Raw genomic sequence first — 23376 nt, forward strand, 5'->3', positions numbered from 1 at the left:
GGCGGGCCGCGCGACGGCGCGTTCGGGGGCGTGCGGGAGAGGAGCGGTGCCGTGGGCAGCGGATCCGATCCGCCCGGGCCGGCCGGAGCCGTACTCGCCCGTTCCTCCCGTACGAGAATTCGCGAGGTCACAGCCATGCTTGATCGCCCGTACCCGAGCCCGAAAGCCAAGTTGACGATCCGGGTCTATCGGGTGCGGCCCGACGGGGCCCGGGTGCAGGTCTCCTCCTGCATCTCCGACGAGGACCTGCACCTGCCGCTGGTCTCGGCGCTGACCTGGCCGGCCTGCGCCTGCCCGCGTTGCGTCGCCGCCGCCGAAGTGGCCTGAACGCACTGCATCATCGAGGAAGGGAAGCACGTGCTGTACACCGGACAACCGCTGGTGGCCGTCGACGTCCTGCAGCGGTTCCTGCGCGGGGGGTTCACCGATTCCGAGCGGGCGGCGGACTCGCTGGAACGCGCCTTCCAGGCGGCCAGATTGGACCCGCCGACCGGCCTCTCGCCGGTCTACCGCGACGACGTCCCGCCGGAGCTGGCCGGCCTCGCGCTGGGATGCGTCGGACTGCCCTGGGTGCAGAAACTCGCCGAGGCGCTGCTCGAACTCGCGGTGCTGCGCGGCGAGTTCCCCGCTCCCGTCCGGATCACGGCCCCGGAGTTGGGCCCCGAGGCCCGCTCCGCGCTGGGGGTGGCCCGGTGAGCGGTGACGTGTTGCGGCGACGTGCGTGGGAGATCGCCGAGCAACTCGCCGAGGCGGGTGGCGGGGAGGCCAGGCTGACCGTCATCCCCGACGGCTACCGCGTCGAACTGCGGATCTTCCGCCCCGAGGACGGCTCCCCCAGCCCCGAGGACCACCTGGCCGTCCTCAAAGCCCTCGCCCTCGGCGATCGCTGGGGCCACCGCTACTCCCCGCCCTCCCGCAACAACGGCACCGCCCGCGAACTCGTCTGGAGCGAGGTCCACCACAACCCGTCCGAGCAGCAGGGCAGTTGAGGGTAGCCGCCGGGCCCCGTCAGGCGTTCGCGGTGCGGCGGCCGCCGTACGAGGCGGTCAGGGCGTCGGCGACGGTCTCCGCGTCCGCCTGGGCCGGTTCGGCGGGGTACTCGGGGAGCAGGTCGTCCCAGACGGGCAGCCAGGAGCCGAGCATCTGGACCTGGCCGGCCGGGCGGGCGAAGAACCAGAGGTGCAGGTGGGCGGCGCCGTCGCCGAGGCGGTAGACGTGGGCGCGGGCTACGTGCGGCAGGGCCTCGACCAGGCGGACGACACGGGTGGTGAGCACGCCCAGTTCGGCGGCCAGTTCGTCGGGGAGCGCCGCCAGGTCGTAGTGGTCGCGGGGGTACAGCATCAGGGCCAGCGGCACGCCGACGCCGATGACCCGGGCCAGCCGCCAGTGCTCGGTGAACCACAGGCCCTCGTCCCGGGCCGCGCACACGTGGCAGTCGGCCGGGTCCTCGCCGTGGCGCGGCGGCTCGGGCAGCACCGGCGGGCGCAGCGGCGAGACGCGCAGCCCTTCCGGTTCGAACGGGCTGACCTCCCAGGCGGTCATCCGGGCCAGCGGGAGCCGGAGTTCGCCGTCGGCGGCCGCGCGGGCGTGGGCGTGGAACTCGTCGGGTGTCATTGCCATGATCGGCAGACTAGTACCCCGGGCCCCGGGTGCCGTCCACGAGTGCGGATTCGGGTCGGGCCGCAGAACGGGCGGCCCGCACCCGCGTACGGCCCCAGTCGCCCAGGGGGGGCCAGCGCCCCGTTGAGCCGGACGCCGTCCTCCGTCAGCGAGTACTCGACCCGCGGGGGCACCTCGTCGTACGACTCGCGGTGCACGACGCCGTCCGCCTCCAGTTCGCGCAGGTGGGCGGCGAGCACCTTCTCGGTCACCCCGGGCAGCATCCGCCGGAGTTCGCCGAACCGGCGGTGCGGCTGCTCGTGCAGGGCCCAGAGGGCCAGCACCTTCCACTTGCCGCCGATCACCTCCAGCGCCGTGTCGATCCCGCAGACGTGCCCGTCCGGCGCGCCCGGACGATTGACGGTCGTCATCGCGTCCTCCCCTGACCTGCTCGCTCACCCTGCTCGGCCTCGGCGCGATGGGCACCGCGCTCGGCCGGGCCTGGCTCGCCGCCGGACACCCGCTGACCGTCTGGAACCGCACCGCCGCCCGAGCCGGGGCCCTCGCGGCCGAGGGCGCGACGGTCGCCGCGCACGCCTTCGCGCTGATCGGCCGGGAGTCCGTCGCACCCTCCGCGCTCGCCCCGCTGCTCGCCGACTGGCTGACCGCGATGGCCCCGGCCGTCCACCACACCGCCGCCCAACTGGAGTCCGGGGACTACGCGTTGGGCGGCGTCTCCAACCTGGGCATGCAGGTGGCCGGCGTGCCGACCTTCCTGCGCACCGCCGAGGAGCAGCGGGTCAGCCCCGAACTGCTGTCCCCCTACTTCGCGTTGATGCGCCGACGACTGGAGACGGGGAGCGCCGGGGAGGACCTCACCGGCGTGGTCGACCTGCTGCGGCGCTGACCCCGGGCACGGCGGGTGCGGCGGGTGCGGGAAGACCGCCCACCGCCGTGCGGGTACGCCCTAGCCTGGGCGGCATGGAACTCCCGGAGCGCCTCGCCGCCCTGCGTGCCCTCGCCGCCGACGGCTCGACCTTCCCGCCCTCCCAACTCGCCTTCCTCGCCGACGAGATGGACCTCCCGCTCGCCGACCTGTACGCGGCGGCCGGCCGCGAGGTGCCGGCCGAGCTGCTGCCGCCGGAGCGCGACGACCGCACGCTGCGCGACTTCGCCTACGCGGTCAGCCACTGCGACCACGGGCAGCTGGCCGCGATCGAGGCGTACGTCCGGGCGCTGCCGCCGGTGCCGGACGCTCGGCGTCAGGCCAACCCGCCGCCGTTCGTCCCGTGGTTCGACGAAGCCGAACTGGCCCCTGACGAGGGCGGGTTCGCCGCTTTCCTGCTCAAGGCGTTCCGCAACCGGGGGTTCTCCACCGACTCGATCCCCTTCATGGGGCTGTCCCGGAGCACCATCGTCGGCATGGTCCGGACGTGGGAGTCGGACAGGCACAGCAAGTACCAACTGCTGGGTCTGACCGGCCCGTTGGGCTGGCCGCTGCCCGAACTGTTCGCCCTCGCCGGGGAGCCGTGGTCGCCGGAGCTGCGCCCGCACTCGCCCTGCCGCCACACCGGCCGGGTGTACGCGGCCGCCGCCCACCTGACCACCGAACAACTGACCGCGGCGGCGGCGGAGGTGGCCCGGCTGCGGACGGACCTGCCCCGCGGGGTCTGGCAGCCCGTCGCCGAGGGCCACGTCGCCGAATGCCCGGACTTCGGCTGAACCGCCCCGCCCGGGCACCGGTCAGTGCAGGTCGGCCGTGAACGGGTGGGTGTGGTCGGCCGGGCAGGTGAAGAGCCGCAGTTCGCCCCAGCGGCCGACGACGATGCCCGCCGTGTCGTCGCTGGCGATCGTGAAGAGCAGCGTCATCGGGGTTCCGCAGCGCCCGCAGGTGAGCGTGCGGGGGTGGTTGAGGTGCCAGGTCGGCCAGCCGCCGAGTTTCCAGCCGGGGACCCGGGTGATCGAGTCCTGGCCCTCGGGGTCGGTGTCCCGCACCAACTGGTCGAGGGCCGGACGGAGTTCGGGCGGAAGCTCCTCGCGGTAGGGGAAGTCGGTGAGGTGCTCCACCGAGAGGACGCACGGCTCCGGCAGGAACTCGTCCTCGTAGTACTCCGGCGGCTCCGGGGGGAGCGCCGTCCCGGCCGCGGAGAGCGCGGCGGCGTCCCGCCAACGGAGTTCGACCACCGGGCACAGGTCGGCCTGGCCGGCTGGCGGGTCATCGTGCTCGACGGGGCACCAGATCACCTGGAGCAGATCCGCCCCCGCGGGCCACCACGGGCCGGGCACGTCACGGGCGTGGAGCTGAGCCAGCGGGACCATCGCCAGCAGCCCGGACTCGTGCGGCCCGTCCTCCTCCTCGACCGGGCACACCGGCCACGGCTCGTCGGCGGGCCACAGCAGCGGGCCGCCGATCGAGCTGTCGGCGGGCCCGGGCGCCCCGGGAGCGAGCCACAGCCGGGCGGCCGCGCGGCCGTGCGGCGCGAGTTCCGGCACGCGCGCCAGGATCTCCTCCGTGGAGGGACGCTGATGATCCACCGATGGGCCTTCCGAACCGTGCGACGAACGAACGCGCACACGCTACCGCCGGACGCCGACGGGCCGGCCGGACGACCGCTGGAAACCGCCGTGACGACGCCGCCCGGCGGCTGCGACAATCGCGCCCATGAACGAAGCTGACGACCCGGCACCGGCCCTCCGCTCGCCGCGGATCACCCGCCTGGAGTGGGGCCTGATGGAGGTCGAGGGCCTCGCCCCCGGCAAGGACTTCGTGCTGTACCCGGGCGGCGGCCACCCCTGGGACTGGAACGTCCACGGCACCCGGCACGTCCCCGGCGTCCAGCCCGGCGACGCGCGGGAGCTCCTCGACCGGGGCGCCGAGGCGGTCGTCCTCACCCTCGGCATGGACCGCGTCCTGCGGATCGACCCGGCCACCCTGGAACTCCTCGCCGCCGCCGGGGCGGAGGTGCACACCGCCGACACCCGCGCCGCCGTCGAGCTCTACCACGCCCTCGCCGCGACCCGCCCGACCGGCGCCCTCTTCCACTCCACCTGCTGACGCCCCGCCGAGACCCGCTCCCAGCCCTGGTGGTCAGATGCCCGCAGAACACGCCGCCTTCTCCGTCCACCGGGCCCTGCCGCAGGTGGAACTCCTCGACGCCCACTACGTCGAGCACGCCTTCGGCCGGCACACCCACGACACGTACGTGATCGCCGCCATCACCGAGGGCGTCGAGGAGTTCCAGTACGGCGGCGGCACCGAACGCGCCGGAGCCGGAACCGTCGCGCTCGTCAACCCCGAGATCGTCGTCACCGGCCACGCCGGAGTGCCCGAGGGCTGGGGCTACCGGGTGCTCTACGCGCCCGTCGACAGCGTGCTCGACGCCGCCGCCGACCTGCGGCCCGCCGGAGCCGGGACGCCCGCCTTCACCACCGCCGTCACCGACGACCGCGAACTGGCCCGCCTCGTCCACGCCGTGCACGGGGCCGCCGGACGGGACGACCCGCTCGCCGCCTCCACCGCCTTCCGCCTGCTGGTCGCCCGCCTGCTGCGCACCCACGCCGCACCCCGCCGCGCCGCGCGGGTCGCCCCCGCCGGGGCCCTCGCCGTCGCCCGCGCCCGCGAACTGCTGCACGCCCGACTCGTCGACCCGCCCAGCCTGGACGAGTTGGCCGCCGCCGTCGGCGCCCGCCCCTTCCCGCTGCTGCGCGCCTTCCGCGACACCCACGGCCTGCCGCCGCACGCCTGGCTCAACCAGCAGCGCGTCACCGCCGCCCGCTCACTGCTGCGCCGCGACGTGCCACCCGCCGAAGTCGCCGTCGCCGTCGGCTTCGTCGACCAGGCGCACCTGGCCCGGCACTTCCGCCGCACCGTCGGCGTCCCGCCCGGGGCCTACCGCCGGGCCGTGCAGGAACGTACAAGACCCCCGGCGCCCGCCCGCGCCACCGTGGGGGCATGACCGTCACCACCCAACCGCCCGGCACCGGCGGGCCCACCGCACGGCCCACCCGGGCCGTACTCCGGGACTCCCTCACCGTCGGGGTCAGCGTCGGCATCTCCGGGGTCGCCTTCGGCGCGGCCGGAGCCGGCGCCCACCTGACCGTGACCCAGACCTGCGCGCTCAGCCTGCTGCTCTTCACCGGGGCCAGCCAGTTCGCGCTGGTCGCCGCCCTCGCCGCGGGCGCCGCCCCGGTGGCCGCCGTCGCCGGGGCGCTGCTGCTCGGCGTCCGCAACGCCTTCTACGGCATGCGACTGGCCGAACGACTCCAACTCCCCTCCGCGCTGCGCCCGTTGGCCGCACACCTGGTCATCGACGAGACCGCCGCCGTCACCCTCGCCCAACCCGACCGGCGCACCGCCCGCCTCGGCTTCACCACCACCGGCGTCAGCATCTTCGCCCTGTGGAACCTCACCACCCTGCTCGGCGCGCTCGGCGCCGACGCCCTCGGCGACCCCGCCCGCTACGGCCTGGACGCCGCCGGACCCGCCGTCTTCCTGGCCCTGCTCGCCCCCCGGCTGCGCGACCCGCACGAACGCGGGGTGGCCGCCGCCGCCGTCCTGCTGGTCCTGGCCGGGACGCTGCTGCTGCCCACCGGCGTCCCCGTCCTGCTCGCCCTGGCCGCCGTGCCACTGGCCGTCCGCCGGGGGAGGACCGCCCGATGACCGTCTGGACCGCCCTCCTGGCCACCGCCGCCGGCTGCTACCTGCTCAAACTCCTCGGCCTCTGCGTCCCCGGCCGCCTCCTCGACCGCCCGGCCGTGCGCACCTTCGCCACCCTGGCCCCCGTCGCCCTGCTCGCCGCCCTCACCGCCCAGCAGACCCTCACCCACGGCCACCACCTCACCCTCGACGCCCGCGCCGCCGGCCTCGCCGCCGCCGCCCTGGCCCTCTGGCGCCGGGCCCCGTTCCTCCTGGTGGTGCTCGCCGCGGTCACCGTCACCGCCCTGGTCCGACTGGCCTGAACGGAGCCGACCGGGCCGCCGCTTGACCCTGACGCCGGCGGCAGGGTTCCACCATGGCCGCATGACGAACCAACAGCGGGTGGCCGTGGTCACCGGAGCGGGCAGCGGCATCGGACGGGCGACGGCCCGGGCCCTCGCCGAACAGGGCGTGCGGGTGCTGGCCGTCGGACGGCGGGCCGAGGCACTGGCGGAGACCGCGCGGGGCCGGGACGGCATCGACCCCTGGCCCCAGGACGTCACGGCCGACGGGGCGGCGCAGCGGCTCGCCGAGACCCTCACCGAGCGGTACGGGCGGCTGGACGTGCTGGTCAACAACGCGGGAGTGGCGCGCGGCGCCCCGCTCGGCGGGATCCACCGGGCAGCCGTCGAGGAGCAGTTGGCGACCAACCTGACCGCCCCCGTCCTGCTCACCCAGGCCGTGCTACCGCTGCTCACCGCCGCGCGCGGCGTCGTCGTCAACGTCAGCACGTCCGTCGGCCAGCGCGGCTGGCCCGGCAACTCGGTGTACGCGGCCAGCAAGGCCGCCCTCGACACGCTCACCCGCAGCTGGGCCGTCGAACTCGCCCCGCACGGCGTCCGGGTGGTCGCCGTCGCCCCCGGCCCGATCGACACCCCCATCGCCGACCACCTGCCGCCGGAGCGGCTCGCCGCACTCCGGGCCTGGCAACTCGCCCACACCCCGCTCGGCCGGATCGGCCGGGCCGAGGAGGTCGCCTGGGCGATCGGCCGACTCGCCGAACCCGCCGCCGGGTTCGTCACCGGGGTGGTCCTGCCGGTCGACGGCGGCGCGGTGGTGGGATGATCGGCCGGGTGAGGATCGGTCAACTGGCCGCACAGACGGGCACCACGCCCCGGGCCGTGCGCCACTACGAGCAGGCGGGCCTGATCGACGCCGAGCGCGCCGCGAACGGCTACCGGGTCTACGGGCCCGGCGCCGTCACCCGGGTCCGCAACATCCGGGCCCTGCTCGCCGCCGGCCTCACCCTGGACGACATCCGCCCCCTGCTGCCCTGCCTCGACGGCGACGACGTCACCGCCCACCCGCCCAGCCCCCGGATGCTCGCGCTGGCCCGCGAACGCCTCGCCGCGATGGACCGCCGCATCGCCGAACAGACCGCCCTGCGCGACCGCCTGGCGGCGGCCCTGGGAGAGCCCTGAACGGGGTTCGGCAGAGCACCGCCAGGGGCTCGGGGAACGGCGAGGCCGTGGCTGCGGGCGGTTCACTGTCGTTGGGTGCCGCCGCTTCCGGTTCTGTTTCAGGCACGCAGCAGCACGGACACTTCGATGGGCTCCGGCCGTCAGCAGCACGGACTCGCCGTTCCCCGAGCCCCTGGCGGGGCTTACGCGCCCGGGAGGTCGGCGGGGACGAGGAGTTGGAGGTCCTCGGTGGTGGGGGAGGGGAGGTGGGCGACCCGGGAGGCGTGGCGTTCGACCATGGTTTCGAAGACCTGGCGGGCGGTGCGGCCGTTGCCGAAGCCGGTGGAGCGGTCGATGGCGGTGAAGTGGCCGAGCAGGGCGGACTCGGTGGCGTCGGAGAGGCGGTACTCGTGTTCGGCGGCCTGGGCGCGGGCGATGTCGAGCAGTTCGTCGGCGGTGTAGTCGGGGAAGGTGACGGTGCGGGAGAAGCGGGAGGAGAGGCCGGGGTTGGCGGCCAGGAAGCGTTCCATCTCGGCGGTGTAGCCCGCCACGATGACCACCACCTCGTCCCGGTGGTCCTCCATCAGTTTCACCAGGGTGTCGATCGCCTCCCGGCCGAAGTCCCGGCCGCCGTCCTCGGGGGCGAGCGCGTACGCCTCGTCGATGAACAGCACGCCGCCGCGGGCCCGGTCGAAGGCGGCGGCGGTGCGGATCGCGGTGGAGCCGATGTGCTCGCCGACCAGGTCCAGCCGGGCCACCTCGACCAGGTGGCCGCGCTGCAGGACGCCGAGCGAGGCGAGGATCTCGCCGTAGAGGCGGGCCACCGTGGTCTTGCCGGTGCCGGGGGCGCCGGTGAACACCAGGTGGCGGCGCGGGGAGGGCGCCTTGAGGCCGGCGCGCTGGCGGGCCCGGCCGACCGAGATCAGGTCGATCAGGGTGCGCACCTCCTGCTTGACGGTGGCCAGGCCGACCAGCGCGTCCAGTTCGGCCAGCGCCACCTCCGCCGGGCGGCAGTCCGGGATCGGGGCGATCACGGCGGCGGCGGGCAGGGCGGAAGAGGAGAGCTGGGCCAGGGTGGCCAGCGGGGGAGCGGCCGGGGCGGCGGGGCCGGCCGGGGCCGGGACGCCGGGGACGGCGGGCAGCGGCGCCGCGTCGTCCGAGGTGCAGCCCTCGGCGACCGGGCCCGGCTCGGAGAACTCGAACCCGGCCCGGGCGTTGCGCTCGGCCCGGCAGCGCACCAGCTTCGTCCGGCAGCCGTCGATCACGTGGAAGCCGAAGCCGCCGCCCTGCGAGACCCGGACCTCCTCGAACTCGCCGCGGCCCTGCGCCGACACGTACACCCCGGCCTCGCTGGCGCCGCGCACCGTGCAATCGCGCAGCACCGGATCGGCGCCCTTGGTGACGATCACGCCGGTGGCCACGTCCGCGATCTCGCAGTCGGTCAGCAGGCCGCCGGAGCCGTGGTCGCGGAACCACAGGCCGGTGCCCGCGCCCTGGATCCGGCAGCCCGCCAGGTCGGCGCCCGCGCCGCCGCTGACCGACACCGCGGAGGAGCGGATGCCGGTGAACGAGCAGTCCCGGACGGCCGCCGAGGAGCCCTGGTCGAGGACGAACAGCGCGTCGGGCAGGTCGTCCAGGGCGCAGTCGGCCAGCTCCAGGGCGGCGCCGTCGCTCACCCACAGCGCCGGGTAGTCGCCCTGCGCGGAGTGGAACCGGCAGCCCTCGGCGAGCACCTTCGTCCCGCCGTCCCACACCGAGAGCGCGCCCCGGCCGAAGCCGTGGACGGTGACCTGGCGCAGCGTCAGTTTGGAGCCGCCGCGCAGGTCCGCCGCGTTCTCCGGCACCTCGTGGATGCGGCAGGAGGACAGCTCCAGTTCGGCGCCGGTGTCCAGGCTCAGGCCGTTGCCGGAGACCCGGTGCACCGTGCAGTCGGTGAGCCGGCCCACCGCCTGCGCCTCGGCCTGCACGCCCGAGCCGCGCACCTCGGACACCTCGCAGCCGGTCAGCTCCGCCAGCGTCCCCGGGTCGGCCAGCAGGACGCCCGCGCCGCCGGCCCGGCGGACCTTCAGCCGCTCCGCGCGCAGCCGGGAGCCGGCCAGCACCGCCACCCCGCTCTGCCCGGCCGCCGTCACCTCGCAGTCCAGCAGTTCGGCGCGGGCCCGGGCGCGCAGCCGCACCCCGAGCCCGGACGGGTTCTCCACCACGCAGTTGACCAGTTGGGCGCGGGCCCCGTCGGCCAGTTCCACGCCCACCGCGGAGGAGGTCTCCACCCGGCAGTCGGCCAGCACCGCGCCGTCCGCGCCCGTCAGCAGCACCGCCGGGGTCGAGCGGTCGGAGCCCTCCACGACCAGGCCGCGGACGGTCGCGGCCGCCGTCACGGTCAGTGCGGTGCCGCCGCGCACCGCGCTCTCCGGCGGCGAGATCCGCACGCTGCCCGGGCCCTCCTCGGCGACCAGCGTCACGGGCTTGTCGACCAGCACGGCCTCGCGGAACGTCCCCGCGCGCACCGTCAGGGTGTCACCGGGCTCGGCGACCTCCAGGGCCTCGCGGAGCGTGGCGTACTCCCCGCCGCGGCGGCGCCAACGCGAGGCGCTGTCCTGCGTGACCCGGACCCTGAGCTCACCCATGGCGATCTGTCATCCCCGCCTTCGTCGTTGCGTCGGTTGCGTCGAGACGCTGCGCGATCGGCCCCACCGTAGCGCGCGGGGCGGACCCGGCGGGCCGCCGCCTCGGTCCGCTCCCGGTCCGCCGCCTCGGTCCGGTCCCGGTCCGGCGCCCGGTTCAACGACCGGAACGGGGGGTGGTTCCGGGTGCACGGAGCTGACGGCACCCGGCCGGGGCCGGGTCAGCGGCGGTCCGGCAGCGGCGCCGGGGCCGGGTCAGCGGCGGTCCGGCAGCGGTGCCGGGGCCCGCTCCAGCACCTCCACCGGGTCGCCGACCGCCAGCGCCCCCAGCACGTCCGCGGTCCCGGCCCCGGCCGGGCGGACCGGCACCAGGTTCTGGCCGAACACCAGCTTCCGGCCGAAGCGGTGGTGCCGGCCCAGCGCCCGCAGCGGCTCCGGGCCGCGCCGCTCGCCGCTCTCCTGGTCGGTGGTGGTCACCACGCAGCGCCCGCACGGCTTGACCACCCGGAACTCCAGGCCGCCGACCCGGATCCGGCGCCAGCCGTCCTCGGCCCAGGCGGCGGTGCCGGAGACCACCAGGTTGGGGCGGAAGCGCTCCATCGGCAGCGGCGCGCCCTTGACCGGGTCGCCGGGGTGGTCGTCGGCGATCCGGGCGTTCAGCTCGTCCAGCGAGCCGGTGGTGGTGAGCAGCAGCGGGAAGCCGTCGGCCATCGAGACGGTCTCGTCGGGGGCGGCGTACTCCGGGTTGATCGGGCGGCTGGTGGCCGGGCGGTCCAGGTGCACCAGCCGCACCCCGCCGAGCTTCGCGGGCAGCCGCTCGGCCAGCCAGGCGGAGGTCTCCTCGGTGGCCTCGGCGGCGGAGAAGGCGGTGCCGAAGACGCTGACGGTGGTCTCGGGGGCGCCGGCGGCCAGCGTGGGCGCGGCCAGGGTGTGCACGGCGCCGTCCGGGCCGGTGAGGGTGAGCGAGGCGCCGTCGGCGGACGGGACGGGGCGGAACCGCCCGATCGAGGGTTCATCGCGCTGGGTGAGCGCGGTGCCGTCGGCGTCCACCAGCATCCAGCGGCGGTCGCCGGTCAGGCCCCAGGGTTGGACCTCGGCGGACGGCGGGCTGAGCCGGTACATCGACTTGACCGGGTACAGGTGGAGCGAGGCGAGGCGCGGCATGCCGACCATCCTGCCAGGCGCGCGGCCGGCCCGGTACGGCGCTTCCCCGCGCCCCGGCGGGGAGCCGGGAGGCGGGGAAGCGGCGGGGCGTGCGGTGCCCGTCCGGGCGGGCGGCCCGTCCGGTGGGGTCCGGGGACGGGCGGCGGGTGCGGGCGGGCGGTGTGGGGGAGAGAAACGCGTCGTTGCGTGGTGACCTTGCCCCCCCTACGAGGGGTTCTCAGCCGGCCTGCGGGTACTGCCGGTACTGCGGGTACTGCTGCGGGGCCGCCGCCGGGCGCAGGGTGTTGCCGCCGAACGACTGGTCGCCGAACGACTGCTGCTGCGGGGCCGGCTGGGCGCCGAACTGCTGCGAGTTGAAGGTCGGCGTGAAGCTCTGCGGCGCGGTCGCGAAGCCGTTGCCGGGGGCCTGCGGGGCGGGGTACCCCTGCGCGGGCTGGGGCTGGAACTGCGCGGCCGGGCGCTGGCCGGGCAGGAAGCCCTGCGGGGCGCTCGCGTAGCCGGGCTGCGGCTGCACCGGGGCGCTCTGGTAGCCGGGCTGGACCGGGATGTACGGCGCCGGGGCCGGGGCCGGGGCGCTGCTCGGGCCGGGGCCGAGCGCGAGGCGGGCCGGGGGCAGGGCGGGCAGGTTCGACTGGGGGGAGTCGAAGCCGGTGCCGAAACCGCTGCCGTAGGCGGAGGACCAGGAGGAGGCCGGGAGGGCCGGGGGCACGTTGATGGGTGCGATCTGCGGGATGCCGCGCTCTGCGACCAAGCTGTCGTAGATGGGCGTGCCGGAGGAGAAGGACGGAGAGGGGTAGCCGACTCCGTCGTAGGAGCGGGGCGAGGTCATGGGGCATACCGTAAGCCCACAACGTGCCTGCTGAGGAGAGCGGAACGGCCTGGAGTTCAACTGTTTACAGACTCTTCGCTCGCTTAAATCGGGCATTGTCGGGCAGAGTTGGGCGAAAGGAGACCGCGTTTCGGTCATCCCGGATCCATCGTCCGTGCACCACCCGCTCACCCGGCGCCGGACAAAAGCCTCCGATCGGACGCCGGAAAGGCTCCGCCAAGGTTCCGTTAAGCCGGCGGTGGTCCAGACCGCCGCGGCGCCGCCCGGAACGGCCGGTGAACGGCCCCCGAACGCTCCCGGAACGGGCCCGGCCCGGACGGCGGGGAGCCGTCCGGGCCGGGGTGGTGCGGTGGGTGCTGCGGTGGCTGCTCAGCGGGCGGCCGCGGCGGCGGCCTGGGCGGGGAAGCCCGGGCGGCCGGCCAGTTCGCTGGTGCAGTGGGCGCAGCGGGTCGCCGCGGCCGGGACGGTGCTGAGGCACTCGGGGCAGTCGGCCTTGGCCACCGGGGTGTCCTTGACCGGGTTGAAACGGTTCTGCAGTCGGCCGACCGGCATCACCACGGCGAAGTAGATCACCGCGGCGACCAGCACGAAGCTGATCAGGGCCTGGAGGAACGCGCCGTACGGGAAGGTGACCCCGGTGACGGTGAACGACTCCTTGCTGAAGTCGCCGACCGCGCCGGAGGCGATGCCGATCAGCGGGGTCAGGAAGGCCGCGACGAAACCGGTGACGACGGCGGTGAAGGCCGCGCCGATGACGATGCCGACCGCGAGGTCGACGACGTTGCCGCGCAGCAGGAAGCTGCGGAATCCCTTGAACATGACGGTCATCCTGACCCCCCAACCTCCCTGCGGTCCAACCGAGTTCACCTGATCCGACTAACGGCCGAACCGCCTTGCGAAGCTCGATCGGGCGAGCCCGGCTCCGAGCCTCAGCCGGCCGCGAGCGCCGCCCGGACCTCCGCCGCGAAGGGCTGGACACGCACCACCGCGTCGGCGACCCGGCGGACCGTCGCCGCGTCCATGTGCGACCACAGCGGGACGGTCAGCACCGAGGCCGCCAGCCGGTCGGTGCGCGGCAGCTCCTCCGCCTGCCCCAGGTGGGCGTACGCCCGCTGCCGGTGGACGGGCGGGAAGAAGTACCGGCGGGTGTCGATGCCCTCGGCCTTCAGCGCCGCGGCCAGCTGCCGGTTGTCCAGGCCGAACTCCCCGGCGTCCAGGATCAGCGTCAGGTCCTTGAAGGTCGAGGTGTCGCCCTCCTCCGGCAGGGCGAGGCGCAGGCCGGGCACCCCGGCGGCGGCCCGGGCGAACTCGGCCACCAGCGCGCCCCGGTGGGCCACCCGCTCGGGCAGCCCGGCCAGCCAGGTCAGGCCGACCGCGGCGTGCAGCTCGCTCATCCGGGCGTTCAGGCCGGGGAACAGGGTGTCGTAGTCGCCCGGGTTGCCGTAGTCCCGGGCGGTGCGCAGGGTCTGCGCGAGCGCCGCGTCCCGGGTGGCGACCAGGCCGCCCTCGCCCGCCACCGCGACCTTGGTCGGGCTCATCGAGAACACCTCGGCCAGGCCGAAGCCGCCCACCGGCACGCCGCGCCGCGCCGAACCCAGGCCGTGCGCCGCGTCGTACACCAGCGGCAGCCCGGCCGCGTCGGCGACCCGCTGCAGCTCCTCGGTCTGGCAGGGCGTCCCGTACACGTGGGTGGCCATCACCGCGACGGGGGAGTCGGCGGCCTTCAGCCGGGCCTCGGCGTCGGCCGGGTCGAGCGTGATGTCCCGCTCCCGGGCCTCCGCGAACAGCGGGCTGCCGCCCGCCCAGTGCGCGGCGTGCGCGGTCGCCGAGAAGGTGAACCCCGGCATCAGCACCGGCCGGCCCCCACCGACCCCCGCGGCCTGCAGCACCAGCATCAGCCCCGCCGTGCAGTTGGACACCGCCACCACGTGCGGCACCCGCATCAACTCGGCCGCCCGCTCCTCCAGTTCGCGCACCCGCGGCCCGTTGGTGAGCATCCCGGAGTCCAGCACCTCGCCGAGCCGCCCGAGCAGCCCGTCCCGGTCGGGCACCCGCAGGCGGGTCAGCGGCAGGCCGTCGGGGAAGGCGGGCGCACCGCCGAGGACGGCGGGGCGGTTCTGGTCGGTCGTCGTGCGGCCGGTCGTGCCGGGGCCAGGCGTACGGCCGGTCGCGGGGTCGGTGGTGCGGTCGTCGGTCGTCATCGGATCTCCTTCGTGGATACCCCGGCTTCGGCCGGGGGAGGAAGCGAAGCTCTCGCGTAGCGGGGCAGGGGAAGCCGGACCGCCGTCAAGGCGGTACGGCATGGCGGTAGTTGACGATGTTTCACGTGTTCACGTGGTCACGTGCGGAGGTGTTAGCGTGTGAGGCATGGCGGTCACCCACGTGAAGCGGGCCTTCAAGTTCCGCTGCTACCCGACCGATGTGCAGGCGGCCGAGCTGTCGCGCACGTTCGGGTGTGTGCGGAAGGTCTACAACATGGCGTTGCAGGCCCGTACCGAGGCGTGGACGATGCGCCGGGAGCGGGTGAACTACAACGCGACGTCGGCGATGCTGACGGCGTGGAAGAAGACCGAGGAACTGGCGTACCTGTCCGAGGTGTCGTCCGTGCCGTTGCAGCAGTCGCTGCGCCATCTGCAAGGGGCGTTCGCCAACTTCTGGGGGAAGCGGGCGAAGTACCCGACCTTCAAGTCCAAGCGCAGGTCCCGCCGTTCCGCCGAGTACACCACCAGTGCGTTCCGCTACCGAGGCGGCGTTCTGACGCTGGCGAAGATGGCGGAGCCGCTGGACATCGTGTGGTCGCGCCCGCTGCCCGAGGGCGCGGCGCCGTCCATGGTGACCGTCAGCCAGGACGCGGCCGGGCGCTGGTTCGTCTCGGTGCTGTGCGAGGACCGGCCGTCGATGCCCGCTCCGGTGAACGCGGCTGTCGGTGTCGATGCCGGGATCACCGGCCTGGTGACGCTCTCCACCGGGGAGAGGGTCGCCAATCCGAAGTTCGAGCGCGCCGACCGCGAGCGCCTGGCCAGGGCGCAGCGGGAGCTGGCCCGCAAGGAGAAGGGCAGCAGCAACCGGGCCAAGGCCCGTGTCAAGGTCGCCCGGGTGCACGCGCGGATTGCCGACCGCAGGCGTGACTTCCTGCACAAGTTGACCACTCGACTCGTCCGTGAGAACCAAGCGGTCGTGATCGAGGATCTGTCGGTCCGCAACATGCTGGGGAACCGCAGGTTGTCGCGGGCGATCAGTGACGCGAGCTGGGCCGAGTTGCGGTCGATGCTGGAGTACAAGGCCGAGTGGTACGGACGAGAGGTGATCGCCGTCGACCGGTGGTTCCCCTCCTCCAAGCTGTGCTCGGCCTGCGGAATGATCCGCGACACGATGCCGCTGAACGTCCGCGACTGGGAGTGCGCCTGCGGCGCGGTCCACGACCGGGACGTGAACGCGGCGCGCAACATCCTGGCCGCCGGGCTGGCGGCAGCGGCCTGTGGAGACGGTGTAAGACCTCAACGGAGCACTCCGGGCGGGCAGTCGTCGGTGAAGCAGGAAGAAGTTCCACCGCCGCGCACACGTGCGGCGGCTCGGCCGCGAGGCTGAGGGGAACCCCCGCCCCCAGGGCGGGGAGGAAGTCAAGAGGTCGAGCCCCCCTGGGTTCGTGACGGATCCGGAGCGCCGACGGCGACCGGAAGCTCGGGCCCTGATCGGGCGGCGGCGCCCCACTGGCCCGGCTGGGCCCGCCACAGCGGCGGTCTGCGCCGCCGCACCGGCCCGGCCTGGGCCGGTTTCGGGATCGCCAGCAGCACCAGCACCAGCGGCAGCACCTGCACCCGCTCGCGCGACAGGATGCCCATGTTGTTGATGGTCGAGAACGCCCAGCAGAACAGCAGCGTGTACACCACGGCGAAGGCCACGTACGAGCGCCGGACGAACAGCTTGGGGATCCGGGCCAGCTGCGGCCAGGCCCGGACGAACATCACCAGCAGCGCGAAGCACTCCACCGACTGGATCAGGTTCTGGACGTTCGACGCCTCGAACGGGAACGGCCGGAACAGCACGCTCACCACCGACATCGGCAGCTTCACCGGGTTCAGGCTGAACGCGGGCGCCGGCTCGTCCGCGGTGGCCGCGTTGATCACCGAGTCGCCCTGCGAGGTGCGCCGCGAGGTCTCCGACAGCACCTGGTTGACGGCGTCCCCGCCGGTGCCGTTCGTCCCGAAGAAGGCCGACACCTGCTGCAGCATCAGCGCCACGCCCACCGCCAGCACCGCCGCCGTCAGCACCGTGCGCAGCGGCCCCAGCGCCGACACCTGCCGCGGCCGCTGCCGCAACAGGTACGCCACGCTCAGGCCCGCGCCCGCCAGCACCGTCACGTGCGGCCGCACCATCGCGGTGCCCAGCGAGCCCAGCGCGATGCACGCGAACGCGCCGAACCGCCGGTCCAGCAGCCGGGCCACCCCGTACGTGGTCAGGCCCAGGCAGAACATCATCCAGGCGTCCTTGCCGATGCTGGACGGCCAGAACAGCAGCGAGGGCAGGAAGAACACCAGCTTCGCGTAGCGCCGCGAGTCCGCCTCCGGGAAGGCGATCTGCAGCGCCCGCCAGAAGAACAGCAGTCCCCAGAAGCCCAGCCAGGAGAACACCAGGAAGCCGCCCACCAGGGTCGGCCCGGTCACCGCGTAGACCACGCCGGTGACGATGATGACGAAGCCCGTCCCGGCGACCTTCATCCCCAGGTCGTAGTGCAGCCCGGCGGTGAAGTCCGTGGTGGTCAGGTAGCGGGCCAGCTCGGAGCCCTTCTGGTGGTACATCTTGGCGTCCGCCGCGCCGCCGTACAGCACGAACGCCATCAGGTACCGGGGGAAGGCGCAGGCCAGCTTCGCCGCCATCGCCACCATCAGCAGCTTGAACACCCCGCGCTCCGGGTTGGCCGCCGCGACCCGGGCCAGCACCGGCGTGCCGATCGCCATCAGCGCGGGCGCCACCAGCAGCGCCCCCCAGGTGTCGTACGTGGTGTGCACCATCGCCAGCACGAACACCGTCACGTAGCCCAGCACCACCGCCCAGGCCAGCAGCGTCAGCCGGCCGCGCCGCAGGGACCCGCGCAGCCGGGCCGGCGCCAGCGAGCGGCCCGGCGGACGCGAACGGGCCCGCCGGGCCGGGCGGAGGAAGCCGGCGAGCGGCGCCGCCATCAGAAGACCTCCAGGTCGCCGAGGCTGAACCGCCAGTCGGCGAGCGAGCGTTCGGCCGGCAGCGGGCCGGTCGGGGTGCGGGCGGCCAGCACCATGCCGGTGCGCGGGGCCCGCACGCAGCCCGACCGCAGCCCGGCCGCGGCGGCCTCGGTGCCGGGGGCCAGGTGGGTGGCGGCGTGGTCGCAGCCGGAGGACGCCGCCGCCCGCAACAACTGCGCCGCCGCGGCCCGGTCGCCCGGGCGGACGATCAGCTCGGCCAGCGTGAACTCGGCCAGCGGTCCGCGCCGCCGCGGCCGCCCGAACGCCAACCCGACCAGCTCGCCGCCCCGTTCGACGCTCACCACCCGGTAGTCCAGGCCCGGCGCCGCCCCGTACCGCCAGGCCAGGTACGGCGCGGTGCGCACGGTGTGCAGCCGCGGATCGGCCGCGTCGGCCCGCTCGCGCTCGGCGAGCAGCTCGGCCAGCTGCCCGGCCCGCCGGGCGCCCGGATCGGCCAACCAGTCCGCGGCGGACGGGAGTTCGCAGCGCGGCGGTCCCGAGGGCCCGGGCCGCCGGGACAGCGCCGCCCGGGCGCCCCGGGCGAAGGACACCGGCCGGGCCACCCGCAGCGCCACCGGGACGCGGCCCAGCTCCCGCCAGCCCATCTTCAGGTAGCCCGGCAGGCTGTTGCCGTTCGGCGTGTTGAACACCAACTCGGCGTCGCCGCAGACCTGTTCGAGCAGCTCGGTGGTCAGCCGGCGGAAGATCCCGCGCCCCTGGAAGTCCGGGTGCGTCGCGGTGTCCACCGGCCGCACCGCCCGCACCTCGCGGCCGCCCTCCCCGCTGCCGTCCCGCCCGCGCCAGCACCAGCGCAGGAACAGCCGCACCCCCACCACCCGCCCGTCCGGCGCCACCGCGACCAGGCCCGGGCTCGACCCGAACGGGTTCTCCCGGTGCTTCCAGTCGAAGAACTCCGCGCTGCGCCGCCCGGTCGGGCCGCCCGCCAGCGAAGCCGTCAACAGCTCCAGCACCGCCGGCACGTCCGCCGACTCCAGCCCGCGGTACGTCAGTTCGCCACCCACGTCGTGCTCGTCCCCTCCGGACTACGCCCCACCAGTCGGTTCAGTTCGCCAGGACCCGCGCGTACACCCGCTCGATCGCCCGCTGCGCGCCCGCCACGTCGAAGGACCCCGCCCGCTCCCGGGCCGCCGCGCCCATCCGCCCGCGCCGCACCGGATCGGCCAACTCGGCCAGCGCGTCGGCCAGTCGGGCCGGATCGCCGGGCGGCACCAGCCGGCCCTCCACGTCGTCGTCCAGGATCTCCGGCATGCCGCCGACCCGGGTCACCACCGACGGCAGCCCCGAGGCCATCGCCTCCATCAGCGCCACCGGCAGGCCCTCCTGGCGCGAACTCAGGCAGAACACGTCCCAGCCCGGCAGCAGCGCCGGGACGTCCGCGCGCATCCCCGCGAACAGCACGCCGTCACCCGCCCGCGCCCGCAACTCGGCCTCCAGCGGCCCCGATCCGACCAGCACCAGCCGGGCGTCCGGCTCCTTGTCGCGCAGCAGCGCGAACGCCGCCAGCAGCGTCGCCTGGTCCTTCTTCGCCGTCAGGTTGCCGACCGTGCCGACCACCAACGCGTCCTCGGGCAGCCCGAGTTCGGCCCGCGCCGCGCGCCGCGCCGCCGGACCGGACGGCGCCCCGCCCAGGTCCGGGCCGTGGTGCACCACCGTCAGCCAGTCGCCCGCCCGGCGCCGCCCGACCCCCGCCGCCACCGCGTGCGACACCGCGACCACCGCGTCGTTGCGCCCGTACGTCAGCGCGTTCGCCCAGCGGGTCGGCAGCCGGTAGCGCTCCCACAGGTTGTGCTCGGTGTGCACCAGCCGCGGCCGCCGCCCGCCGCCCGGCCGCAGCAGCCGGGCCGCGACCGCCGGCACCGGCATGTGGGTGTGCACCAGGTCGTAGCGGCGCTCCGCCAGCAGCGCCCGCAGCCGCAGCGGCCAGCGCCGCCCCGGCGCGCCGCCCAGGCAGTGCACCGGCACGCCCGCCGCCTCCAGGGCCGGCACCAGCGCGTCCTTGTGCGGCAGCACGTACGCCACCTCGATGTCGTAGCGCGAACGGTCCGCGTGGCGCACGCAGTTGAGCAGCAACTGCTCCGCGCCGCCCCGGCCCAGGCCCTTGGCCAGCCAGAGCACCCTGGCCCGCGACCCCGTCACCGGTCCTCGCCCAGCCGCAGCTGCATGGTGGTCTCCACCGGCTCCTCCGGCGGCAGCTCCACCGGGCGGCGGCCCCAACTCGTCGTCCCGTCGGGCCGACCGCCCGGCTCGGCGGACCCGTACACCGGCTCGGCGGGCCCGTACACCGGCTCGCCGCGCCGCCCGCCGTCCGCCCGCTGGTGCTCGGGCCGGTGCGGCTCCACCCGCCGGTGCTCGGTCCGCCGCGGCTCCGGGCGCCGCGGCTCCGCCACCCGCTCCACCGGCTCCGGACGCGGCAGCGCCGGCCGGGACGGCTCCGGGCCCAGCGCCGGACGGCCGCCCAGCCGGCCCGGCAGTCGCAGCGAACGGTTGCGCCGCCCGGTGGCGACCTCCGTCCCCAGCAGCGCCACCCCCGCCACCGGCACCCCGGTGCGGGCCAGCAGCTCGGACACCCGGTCCGCCTCCTCCGGGCGCACGTTGCCCGCCATCAGCGTCACCAGCACCGCGTCCGCGTGCTGCACCAGGTCGTACGCGTCGTTCGCGTGCAGCAGCGGCGAGGAGTCGATCAGCACCACGTCCGCGTGCCGCCGGGCCAGCGCCAGCACCTCCCCGGCGCGCAGCACCAGCGCCGCCGGGTACGCCGTCGCGTGCCCGCCCGCGATCATCGCCACGTTCGGCACCCGGGTCTGCCGGATCAGGTCCACCGGGTCGGTCAGCTGCTCGCCGGACAGCAGCTCCGCCATGCCCGGGCCCTCGTCCATCCCGAAGTGCGCGTTCAGCTCCGGCTGCCGGAAGTCGCAGTCCAGCACCAGCACCTGGCGGCCGGTCTCGCCCAGCGCCGCCGCCAGGTTCGCCACCGTGGTGGTCCGCCCGTCGCCCGAACGCCCCGACATCACCAGCACCACCGGCGCCGGCTCCACCGCCCGCCGCACCCGCCGGTCGTCCGGGTCCAGCCCGCCCTGCCCGAACTGCGCGGACAGCGACTCCGGGCCGGTCAGCAGCAGCGTCGAGCGCAGCGAACGGAACGCCTCGGTCGCCGGATCCTCCGGCCGGGCCGTCACCAGCGGCTCGCGCAGCCGCCGCAGCCGCCGCGACAGCCGCGGGATCTCGCCGATCACCGGCAGGTTGAACGCCTCCTCGGTGCCGTCCCGGGTCCGCAGCCGGGTGTCCATCCGGGACAGCATCAGCGCCGCCACCACGCCCAGCGCCAGGCCCAGCACCACCGCCAGCGTCAGCCGCACCCCGCGCGAGGGCGAGGACAGCAGGCTGCCGCCCAGCTCCTTCGCGTCGATCGAACCCCACTGCTGGATCGCGTCGGTCTGGCTGTAGTTCTGCAGGTCGGCGATCGCCCCCAGGGTCTTGGTCAGCGCCGCCGTCGCCGTCGACAACTGCGGCTGCAGCTTGGCCTGATCGCTCGCGTTCGCCTTGCTGGACGCCTTCTGCAGGTCGTCCAGCTGCGACTGCTGGGCGTCCGCCTGGGTCCGCAGCCGCTTGATCGACTCGTCCGCGCTCTTCTTCGACTCCTGCGCGTACCCGGTGATCGTCGCCTCGGACAGCGCCGCCGCCAGCTCCACGCAGGACGCCTGGGTCGGCCCGGTCGTGGTGAACAGCAGCATCTGGGTGGACTCCGCCGCCACCGTCCGGCGCGCCGTCAGCCCCGCCACGTCCGTCACGTGCAGCTTCTGCGCCGCCGCCGTGGTCACCGCCGAACCCTGCGCGTACGACAGCACCTGGTCCGCCCGCACGGTGTCCGCCGCGCCCGCGACCGGGGTGATCGCCACCTTGCACTGCCACTTGCCGTTGTCCACGGCGTCACCGGCCGGCGTCAGCAGGAAACCCACGACCAGCGCGGCGACCGTACAGGCCGCCAGCAGCCGCCAGTACCGCCGCAGGACGGTGAACAGATTTGCCGGTTCCACCGGTTGGTTCCCCTCGCCTCGTCACGGAGCCCACGCGCCCCACGGCCGCACCCGCCCCCGCGGGCGGCGCGCATCGGTACGGCCGGGCCGCGGGCGCCTCCGGCGACGGCAGCGGCAGCGGCAGAAAGTGAACGTACAAGGCCGCCCCCACGGCCCTCCCCTGCGGTCGATGCTTCCCGCCCCGGACCTGCGGCGCAAGCACTTTGGCCATACTGACACCTGCTGTTGGTCGGAATCAGGACGCACGCACGCGAACTGACGCAACGTCATCAAACGTCCGCCCGCCGGACCGGCCGCCGCCCGCCCGACGGTTCGGCCACCGCCCGCCCGACGGTTCGGCCACCGCCCGCCCGCACCCCGCCGGGCCGGTGCGCGCCCGGAGCAGCCCGCCGCCCGCGCCCGGTCAGGCCAGCGCCCGCCCGTAGAACTCCACCATCCGCGCCGACACCCGCTCCAGCGTGTACCCGGACCGGAAACGCGCCCGCGCCGCCTTCGCCCGCACCAGCGCCTCCCCGGGCTCCTCCAGCACCCGCAGCAGCGCCCCCGCCAGCGCCTCCGGCCGCTCCGGCGGCACCAGCAGCGCGCACTCCTCCCCGCCGCCCACCGTCTCCCGCAGCGCCGCCACGTCCGCGCACACCAGCGGCACCCCCACCCCCATCGCCTCCATCGCCGCGCTCCCCAGCCCCTCCCAGCGCGACGGCACCGCGAACGCCTCCACCGCCGCCATCAGGTCGAACACGTCGTCCCGCGGCCCCAGGAACCGCACGCCCCCCGTCGCCGCCGCCAACTCCTCCAGCCGCCCGGTCTCCGCCCCCCGGCTGCCCGCCAGCAGCAGCACCGCGTCCGGCCGCGCCGCCCGCACCCGCGGCCACGCCGACACCAGCACGTCCAAGCCCTTCTGGTACTGCTGCCGGGCCGCCGCCAACACCACCGGCACCTCCTCGCCCAACCCCAGCCCCGCCCGCACCCGGGCCCGCCGCTCCGGCGTCACCGCCCCCAGCAGCAGCGGGTCCCGCCCCCGCGGCACCACGTCGATCCGCCGCCGCGACACCCGCAACCGGGCCGCCATCACCTCCGCCACGTGCTCCGTCAACGCGTGGAACCGCCGCACCCCCTGCGCCGTCACGGCGTCCACCGCCTGCGCCGCCCGCACCTTCCACGGGTTCAGCCCGCGCGCGTGCAGGTGCTCCGGCCCGTACGCCGAATTCACCAGGCTCGACACCACCGGCACCCGCGACCCGAGAGCGGCCGTCCGGCCCAGCACGTCCGACTCGTACAGCGTCGTGTGCACCAGGTCCGGCCGCAGCCGGCGCAACTCCGCCCGCAACCCCGCCACCCGGGCCCCCCGCGACCCCCGCAGCACCGGGTGCACCCCCGCGCCCGCCGCCCGCAACTCCTCCTGGAACCCACCCGGCGACTCCTTCAGGAACGCCACGTGCAACTCCACCCCCGAACGGACCAGCAGCGGCGCCATCGCCACCAACCCCTGCTCCGCCCCGCCCACCCGACTCACGCTGTCGATCACGTACACCACGCGCACCGCGCCAACCCCCTCGCCCGGGCCACCCCCTGACCGCGCATCAGCATCCCAGCCCGACCCGCCCGGCGTCCCCCGAACCAGAGGAAACCTCCCGCGGACGCGAAAACAGGGGCTCGGGGAACGGCGAGTCCGTGCTGCTGGCGGCCGGAGCCCATCGAAGGCCCGTGCTGCTGCGTGCAGTGAACAGAACCCGAAGCAGACGCACGCAACGGCAGTGAACCGTCAGCAGCCACGGCCTCGCCGTTCCCCG

The 23376-nt window shown here is 75.2% G+C and carries 24 protein-coding genes and 1 pseudogene; 12 read left to right on the forward strand and 13 right to left on the reverse strand.

The annotated features are described in order from the left end of the window. Positions 1–135: 135 nt before the first annotated feature. The 3 genes from ABD345_RS10540 to ABD345_RS10550 are packed head-to-tail and all read left to right on the forward strand — an operon-like array spanning position 136 to position 989. A complete protein-coding gene (locus ABD345_RS10540; protein WP_344551700.1) occupies positions 136–327 on the forward strand; it encodes a hypothetical protein in 192 nt (63 codons plus the stop codon). A gap of 30 nt (positions 328–357) precedes the next feature. After that, the gene (locus ABD345_RS10545; protein ID WP_344551701.1) at positions 358–696 is read left to right on the forward strand and encodes a hypothetical protein; all 339 of its coding nucleotides are present in this window, start codon (positions 358–360) and stop codon (positions 694–696) included. Between the two features lie 11 nt (positions 697–707). After that, a complete protein-coding gene (locus tag ABD345_RS10550; protein ID WP_344551702.1) occupies positions 708–989 on the forward strand; it encodes a hypothetical protein in 282 nt (93 codons plus the stop codon). A 19-nt stretch (positions 990–1008) separates the two neighbouring features. Here ABD345_RS10550 and ABD345_RS10555 read toward each other — a convergent pair whose 3' ends face one another. Together ABD345_RS10555 and ABD345_RS10560 are read right to left on the reverse strand one after the other, a co-directional pair. Continuing rightward, the gene (locus tag ABD345_RS10555) at positions 1009–1620 is read right to left on the reverse strand and encodes an HIT family protein (RefSeq protein ID WP_344551703.1); all 612 of its coding nucleotides are present in this window, start codon (positions 1618–1620) and stop codon (positions 1009–1011) included. A 10-nt stretch (positions 1621–1630) separates the two neighbouring features. After that, positions 1631–2030, reverse strand: a pseudogene (locus tag ABD345_RS10560) (winged helix-turn-helix transcriptional regulator). An 11-nt stretch (positions 2031–2041) separates the two neighbouring features. Between ABD345_RS10560 and ABD345_RS10565 the strand changes: the two are divergent. Further along, positions 2042–2506, forward strand: a complete 465-nt coding sequence (locus ABD345_RS10565) for an imine reductase family protein (protein WP_344551817.1) — start codon at positions 2042–2044, stop codon at positions 2504–2506. 74 nt (positions 2507–2580) lie between these two features. After that, positions 2581–3321 (forward strand): hypothetical protein, encoded by a 741-nt coding sequence (locus ABD345_RS10570; RefSeq protein WP_344551704.1) that lies wholly within the window; start codon positions 2581–2583, stop codon positions 3319–3321. A 21-nt stretch (positions 3322–3342) separates the two neighbouring features. Here the strand turns inward: ABD345_RS10570 and ABD345_RS10575 are convergent, their stop codons facing one another. Further along, entirely contained in the window at positions 3343–4092 is a 750-nt protein-coding gene (locus tag ABD345_RS10575; protein WP_344551705.1) for a YwqG family protein, read from the reverse strand. Between the two features lie 169 nt (positions 4093–4261). Between ABD345_RS10575 and ABD345_RS10580 the strand changes: the two genes are divergently transcribed. The 6 genes from ABD345_RS10580 (at position 4262) to ABD345_RS10605 (ending at position 7716) form a co-directional block, all read left to right on the forward strand. Further along, entirely contained in the window at positions 4262–4654 is a 393-nt protein-coding gene (locus tag ABD345_RS10580; protein ID WP_344551706.1) for an MTH938/NDUFAF3 family protein, read from the forward strand. 37 nt (positions 4655–4691) lie between these two features. Further along, the gene (locus tag ABD345_RS10585) at positions 4692–5555 is read left to right on the forward strand and encodes an AraC family transcriptional regulator (RefSeq protein WP_344551707.1); all 864 of its coding nucleotides are present in this window, start codon (positions 4692–4694) and stop codon (positions 5553–5555) included. Then, positions 5552–6259, forward strand: coding sequence for an AzlC family ABC transporter permease (locus ABD345_RS10590; protein WP_344551708.1), 708 nt, complete (start codon positions 5552–5554; stop codon positions 6257–6259). Before ABD345_RS10585 ends, ABD345_RS10590 begins: the two co-directional genes overlap by 4 nt. After that, a complete protein-coding gene (locus tag ABD345_RS10595; RefSeq protein WP_344551709.1) occupies positions 6256–6558 on the forward strand; it encodes an AzlD domain-containing protein in 303 nt (100 codons plus the stop codon). The genes ABD345_RS10590 and ABD345_RS10595 overlap by 4 nt, the downstream gene beginning before the upstream one ends. Before the next feature lie 61 nt (positions 6559–6619). After that, a complete protein-coding gene (locus tag ABD345_RS10600; RefSeq protein ID WP_344551710.1) occupies positions 6620–7360 on the forward strand; it encodes an SDR family NAD(P)-dependent oxidoreductase in 741 nt (246 codons plus the stop codon). Positions 7361–7368: 8 nt separating this feature from the next. Next, complete coding sequence (locus ABD345_RS10605; protein ID WP_344551711.1) at positions 7369–7716, forward strand: MerR family transcriptional regulator; 348 nt, start codon at positions 7369–7371, stop codon at positions 7714–7716. 182 nt (positions 7717–7898) lie between these two features. On the opposite strand, the gene ABD345_RS10610 is transcribed toward ABD345_RS10605, so the two are convergent. The 5 genes from ABD345_RS10610 to ABD345_RS10630 form a co-directional block, all read right to left on the reverse strand. After that, a complete protein-coding gene (locus tag ABD345_RS10610; protein ID WP_344551712.1) occupies positions 7899–10322 on the reverse strand; it encodes a right-handed parallel beta-helix repeat-containing protein in 2424 nt (807 codons plus the stop codon). Between the two features lie 252 nt (positions 10323–10574). Beyond that, on the reverse strand, positions 10575–11483 hold the full coding sequence (locus tag ABD345_RS10615; RefSeq protein WP_344551713.1) for an MOSC domain-containing protein: 909 nt from the start codon (positions 11481–11483) through the stop codon (positions 10575–10577). Positions 11484–11700: 217 nt separating this feature from the next. Next, positions 11701–12312, reverse strand: a complete 612-nt coding sequence (locus ABD345_RS10620; protein WP_344551714.1) for a DUF6643 family protein — start codon at positions 12310–12312, stop codon at positions 11701–11703. A 369-nt stretch (positions 12313–12681) separates the two neighbouring features. Then, a complete protein-coding gene (gene mscL, locus ABD345_RS10625) occupies positions 12682–13131 on the reverse strand; it encodes a large conductance mechanosensitive channel protein MscL (RefSeq protein ID WP_344551715.1) in 450 nt (149 codons plus the stop codon). Positions 13132–13241: 110 nt separating this feature from the next. After that, positions 13242–14513 carry a DegT/DnrJ/EryC1/StrS family aminotransferase gene (locus ABD345_RS10630; protein ID WP_344551716.1) on the reverse strand — a complete coding sequence of 424 codons (1272 nt, stop codon included), beginning with the start codon at positions 14511–14513 and terminating at the stop codon, positions 13242–13244. Between the two features lie 166 nt (positions 14514–14679). On the opposite strand from ABD345_RS10630, the gene ABD345_RS10635 reads away from it, so the two are divergent. Next, positions 14680–15900 carry an RNA-guided endonuclease InsQ/TnpB family protein gene (locus ABD345_RS10635; protein WP_344551717.1) on the forward strand — a complete coding sequence of 407 codons (1221 nt, stop codon included), beginning with the start codon at positions 14680–14682 and terminating at the stop codon, positions 15898–15900. A 32-nt stretch (positions 15901–15932) separates the two neighbouring features. On the opposite strand, the gene ABD345_RS10640 is transcribed toward ABD345_RS10635, so the two are convergent. From ABD345_RS10640 to ABD345_RS10660, 5 genes are all read right to left on the reverse strand, one after another. Next, positions 15933–17492 (reverse strand): hypothetical protein, encoded by a 1560-nt coding sequence (locus tag ABD345_RS10640; protein WP_344551718.1) that lies wholly within the window; start codon positions 17490–17492, stop codon positions 15933–15935. Next, positions 17492–18553, reverse strand: a complete 1062-nt coding sequence (locus tag ABD345_RS10645) for a GNAT family N-acetyltransferase (protein WP_344551719.1) — start codon at positions 18551–18553, stop codon at positions 17492–17494. The genes ABD345_RS10640 and ABD345_RS10645 overlap by 1 nt, the downstream gene beginning before the upstream one ends. A 40-nt stretch (positions 18554–18593) precedes the next feature. Continuing rightward, positions 18594–19688: a glycosyltransferase gene (locus ABD345_RS10650; protein ID WP_344551720.1), complete on the reverse strand. Its 1095-nt coding sequence runs from the start codon at positions 19686–19688 to the stop codon at positions 18594–18596. Beyond that, on the reverse strand, positions 19685–21586 hold the full coding sequence (locus ABD345_RS10655) for a polysaccharide biosynthesis tyrosine autokinase (protein ID WP_344551721.1): 1902 nt from the start codon (positions 21584–21586) through the stop codon (positions 19685–19687). Before ABD345_RS10655 ends, ABD345_RS10650 begins: the two co-directional genes overlap by 4 nt. A gap of 403 nt (positions 21587–21989) precedes the next feature. Next, on the reverse strand, positions 21990–23126 hold the full coding sequence (locus tag ABD345_RS10660; RefSeq protein WP_344551722.1) for a glycosyltransferase family 4 protein: 1137 nt from the start codon (positions 23124–23126) through the stop codon (positions 21990–21992). Positions 23127–23376: the final 250 nt, after the last annotated feature.

It is taken from the genome of Kitasatospora saccharophila, assembly GCF_039529925.1.
GTDB classification, from domain to species: domain Bacteria; phylum Actinomycetota; class Actinomycetes; order Streptomycetales; family Streptomycetaceae; genus Kitasatospora; species Kitasatospora saccharophila.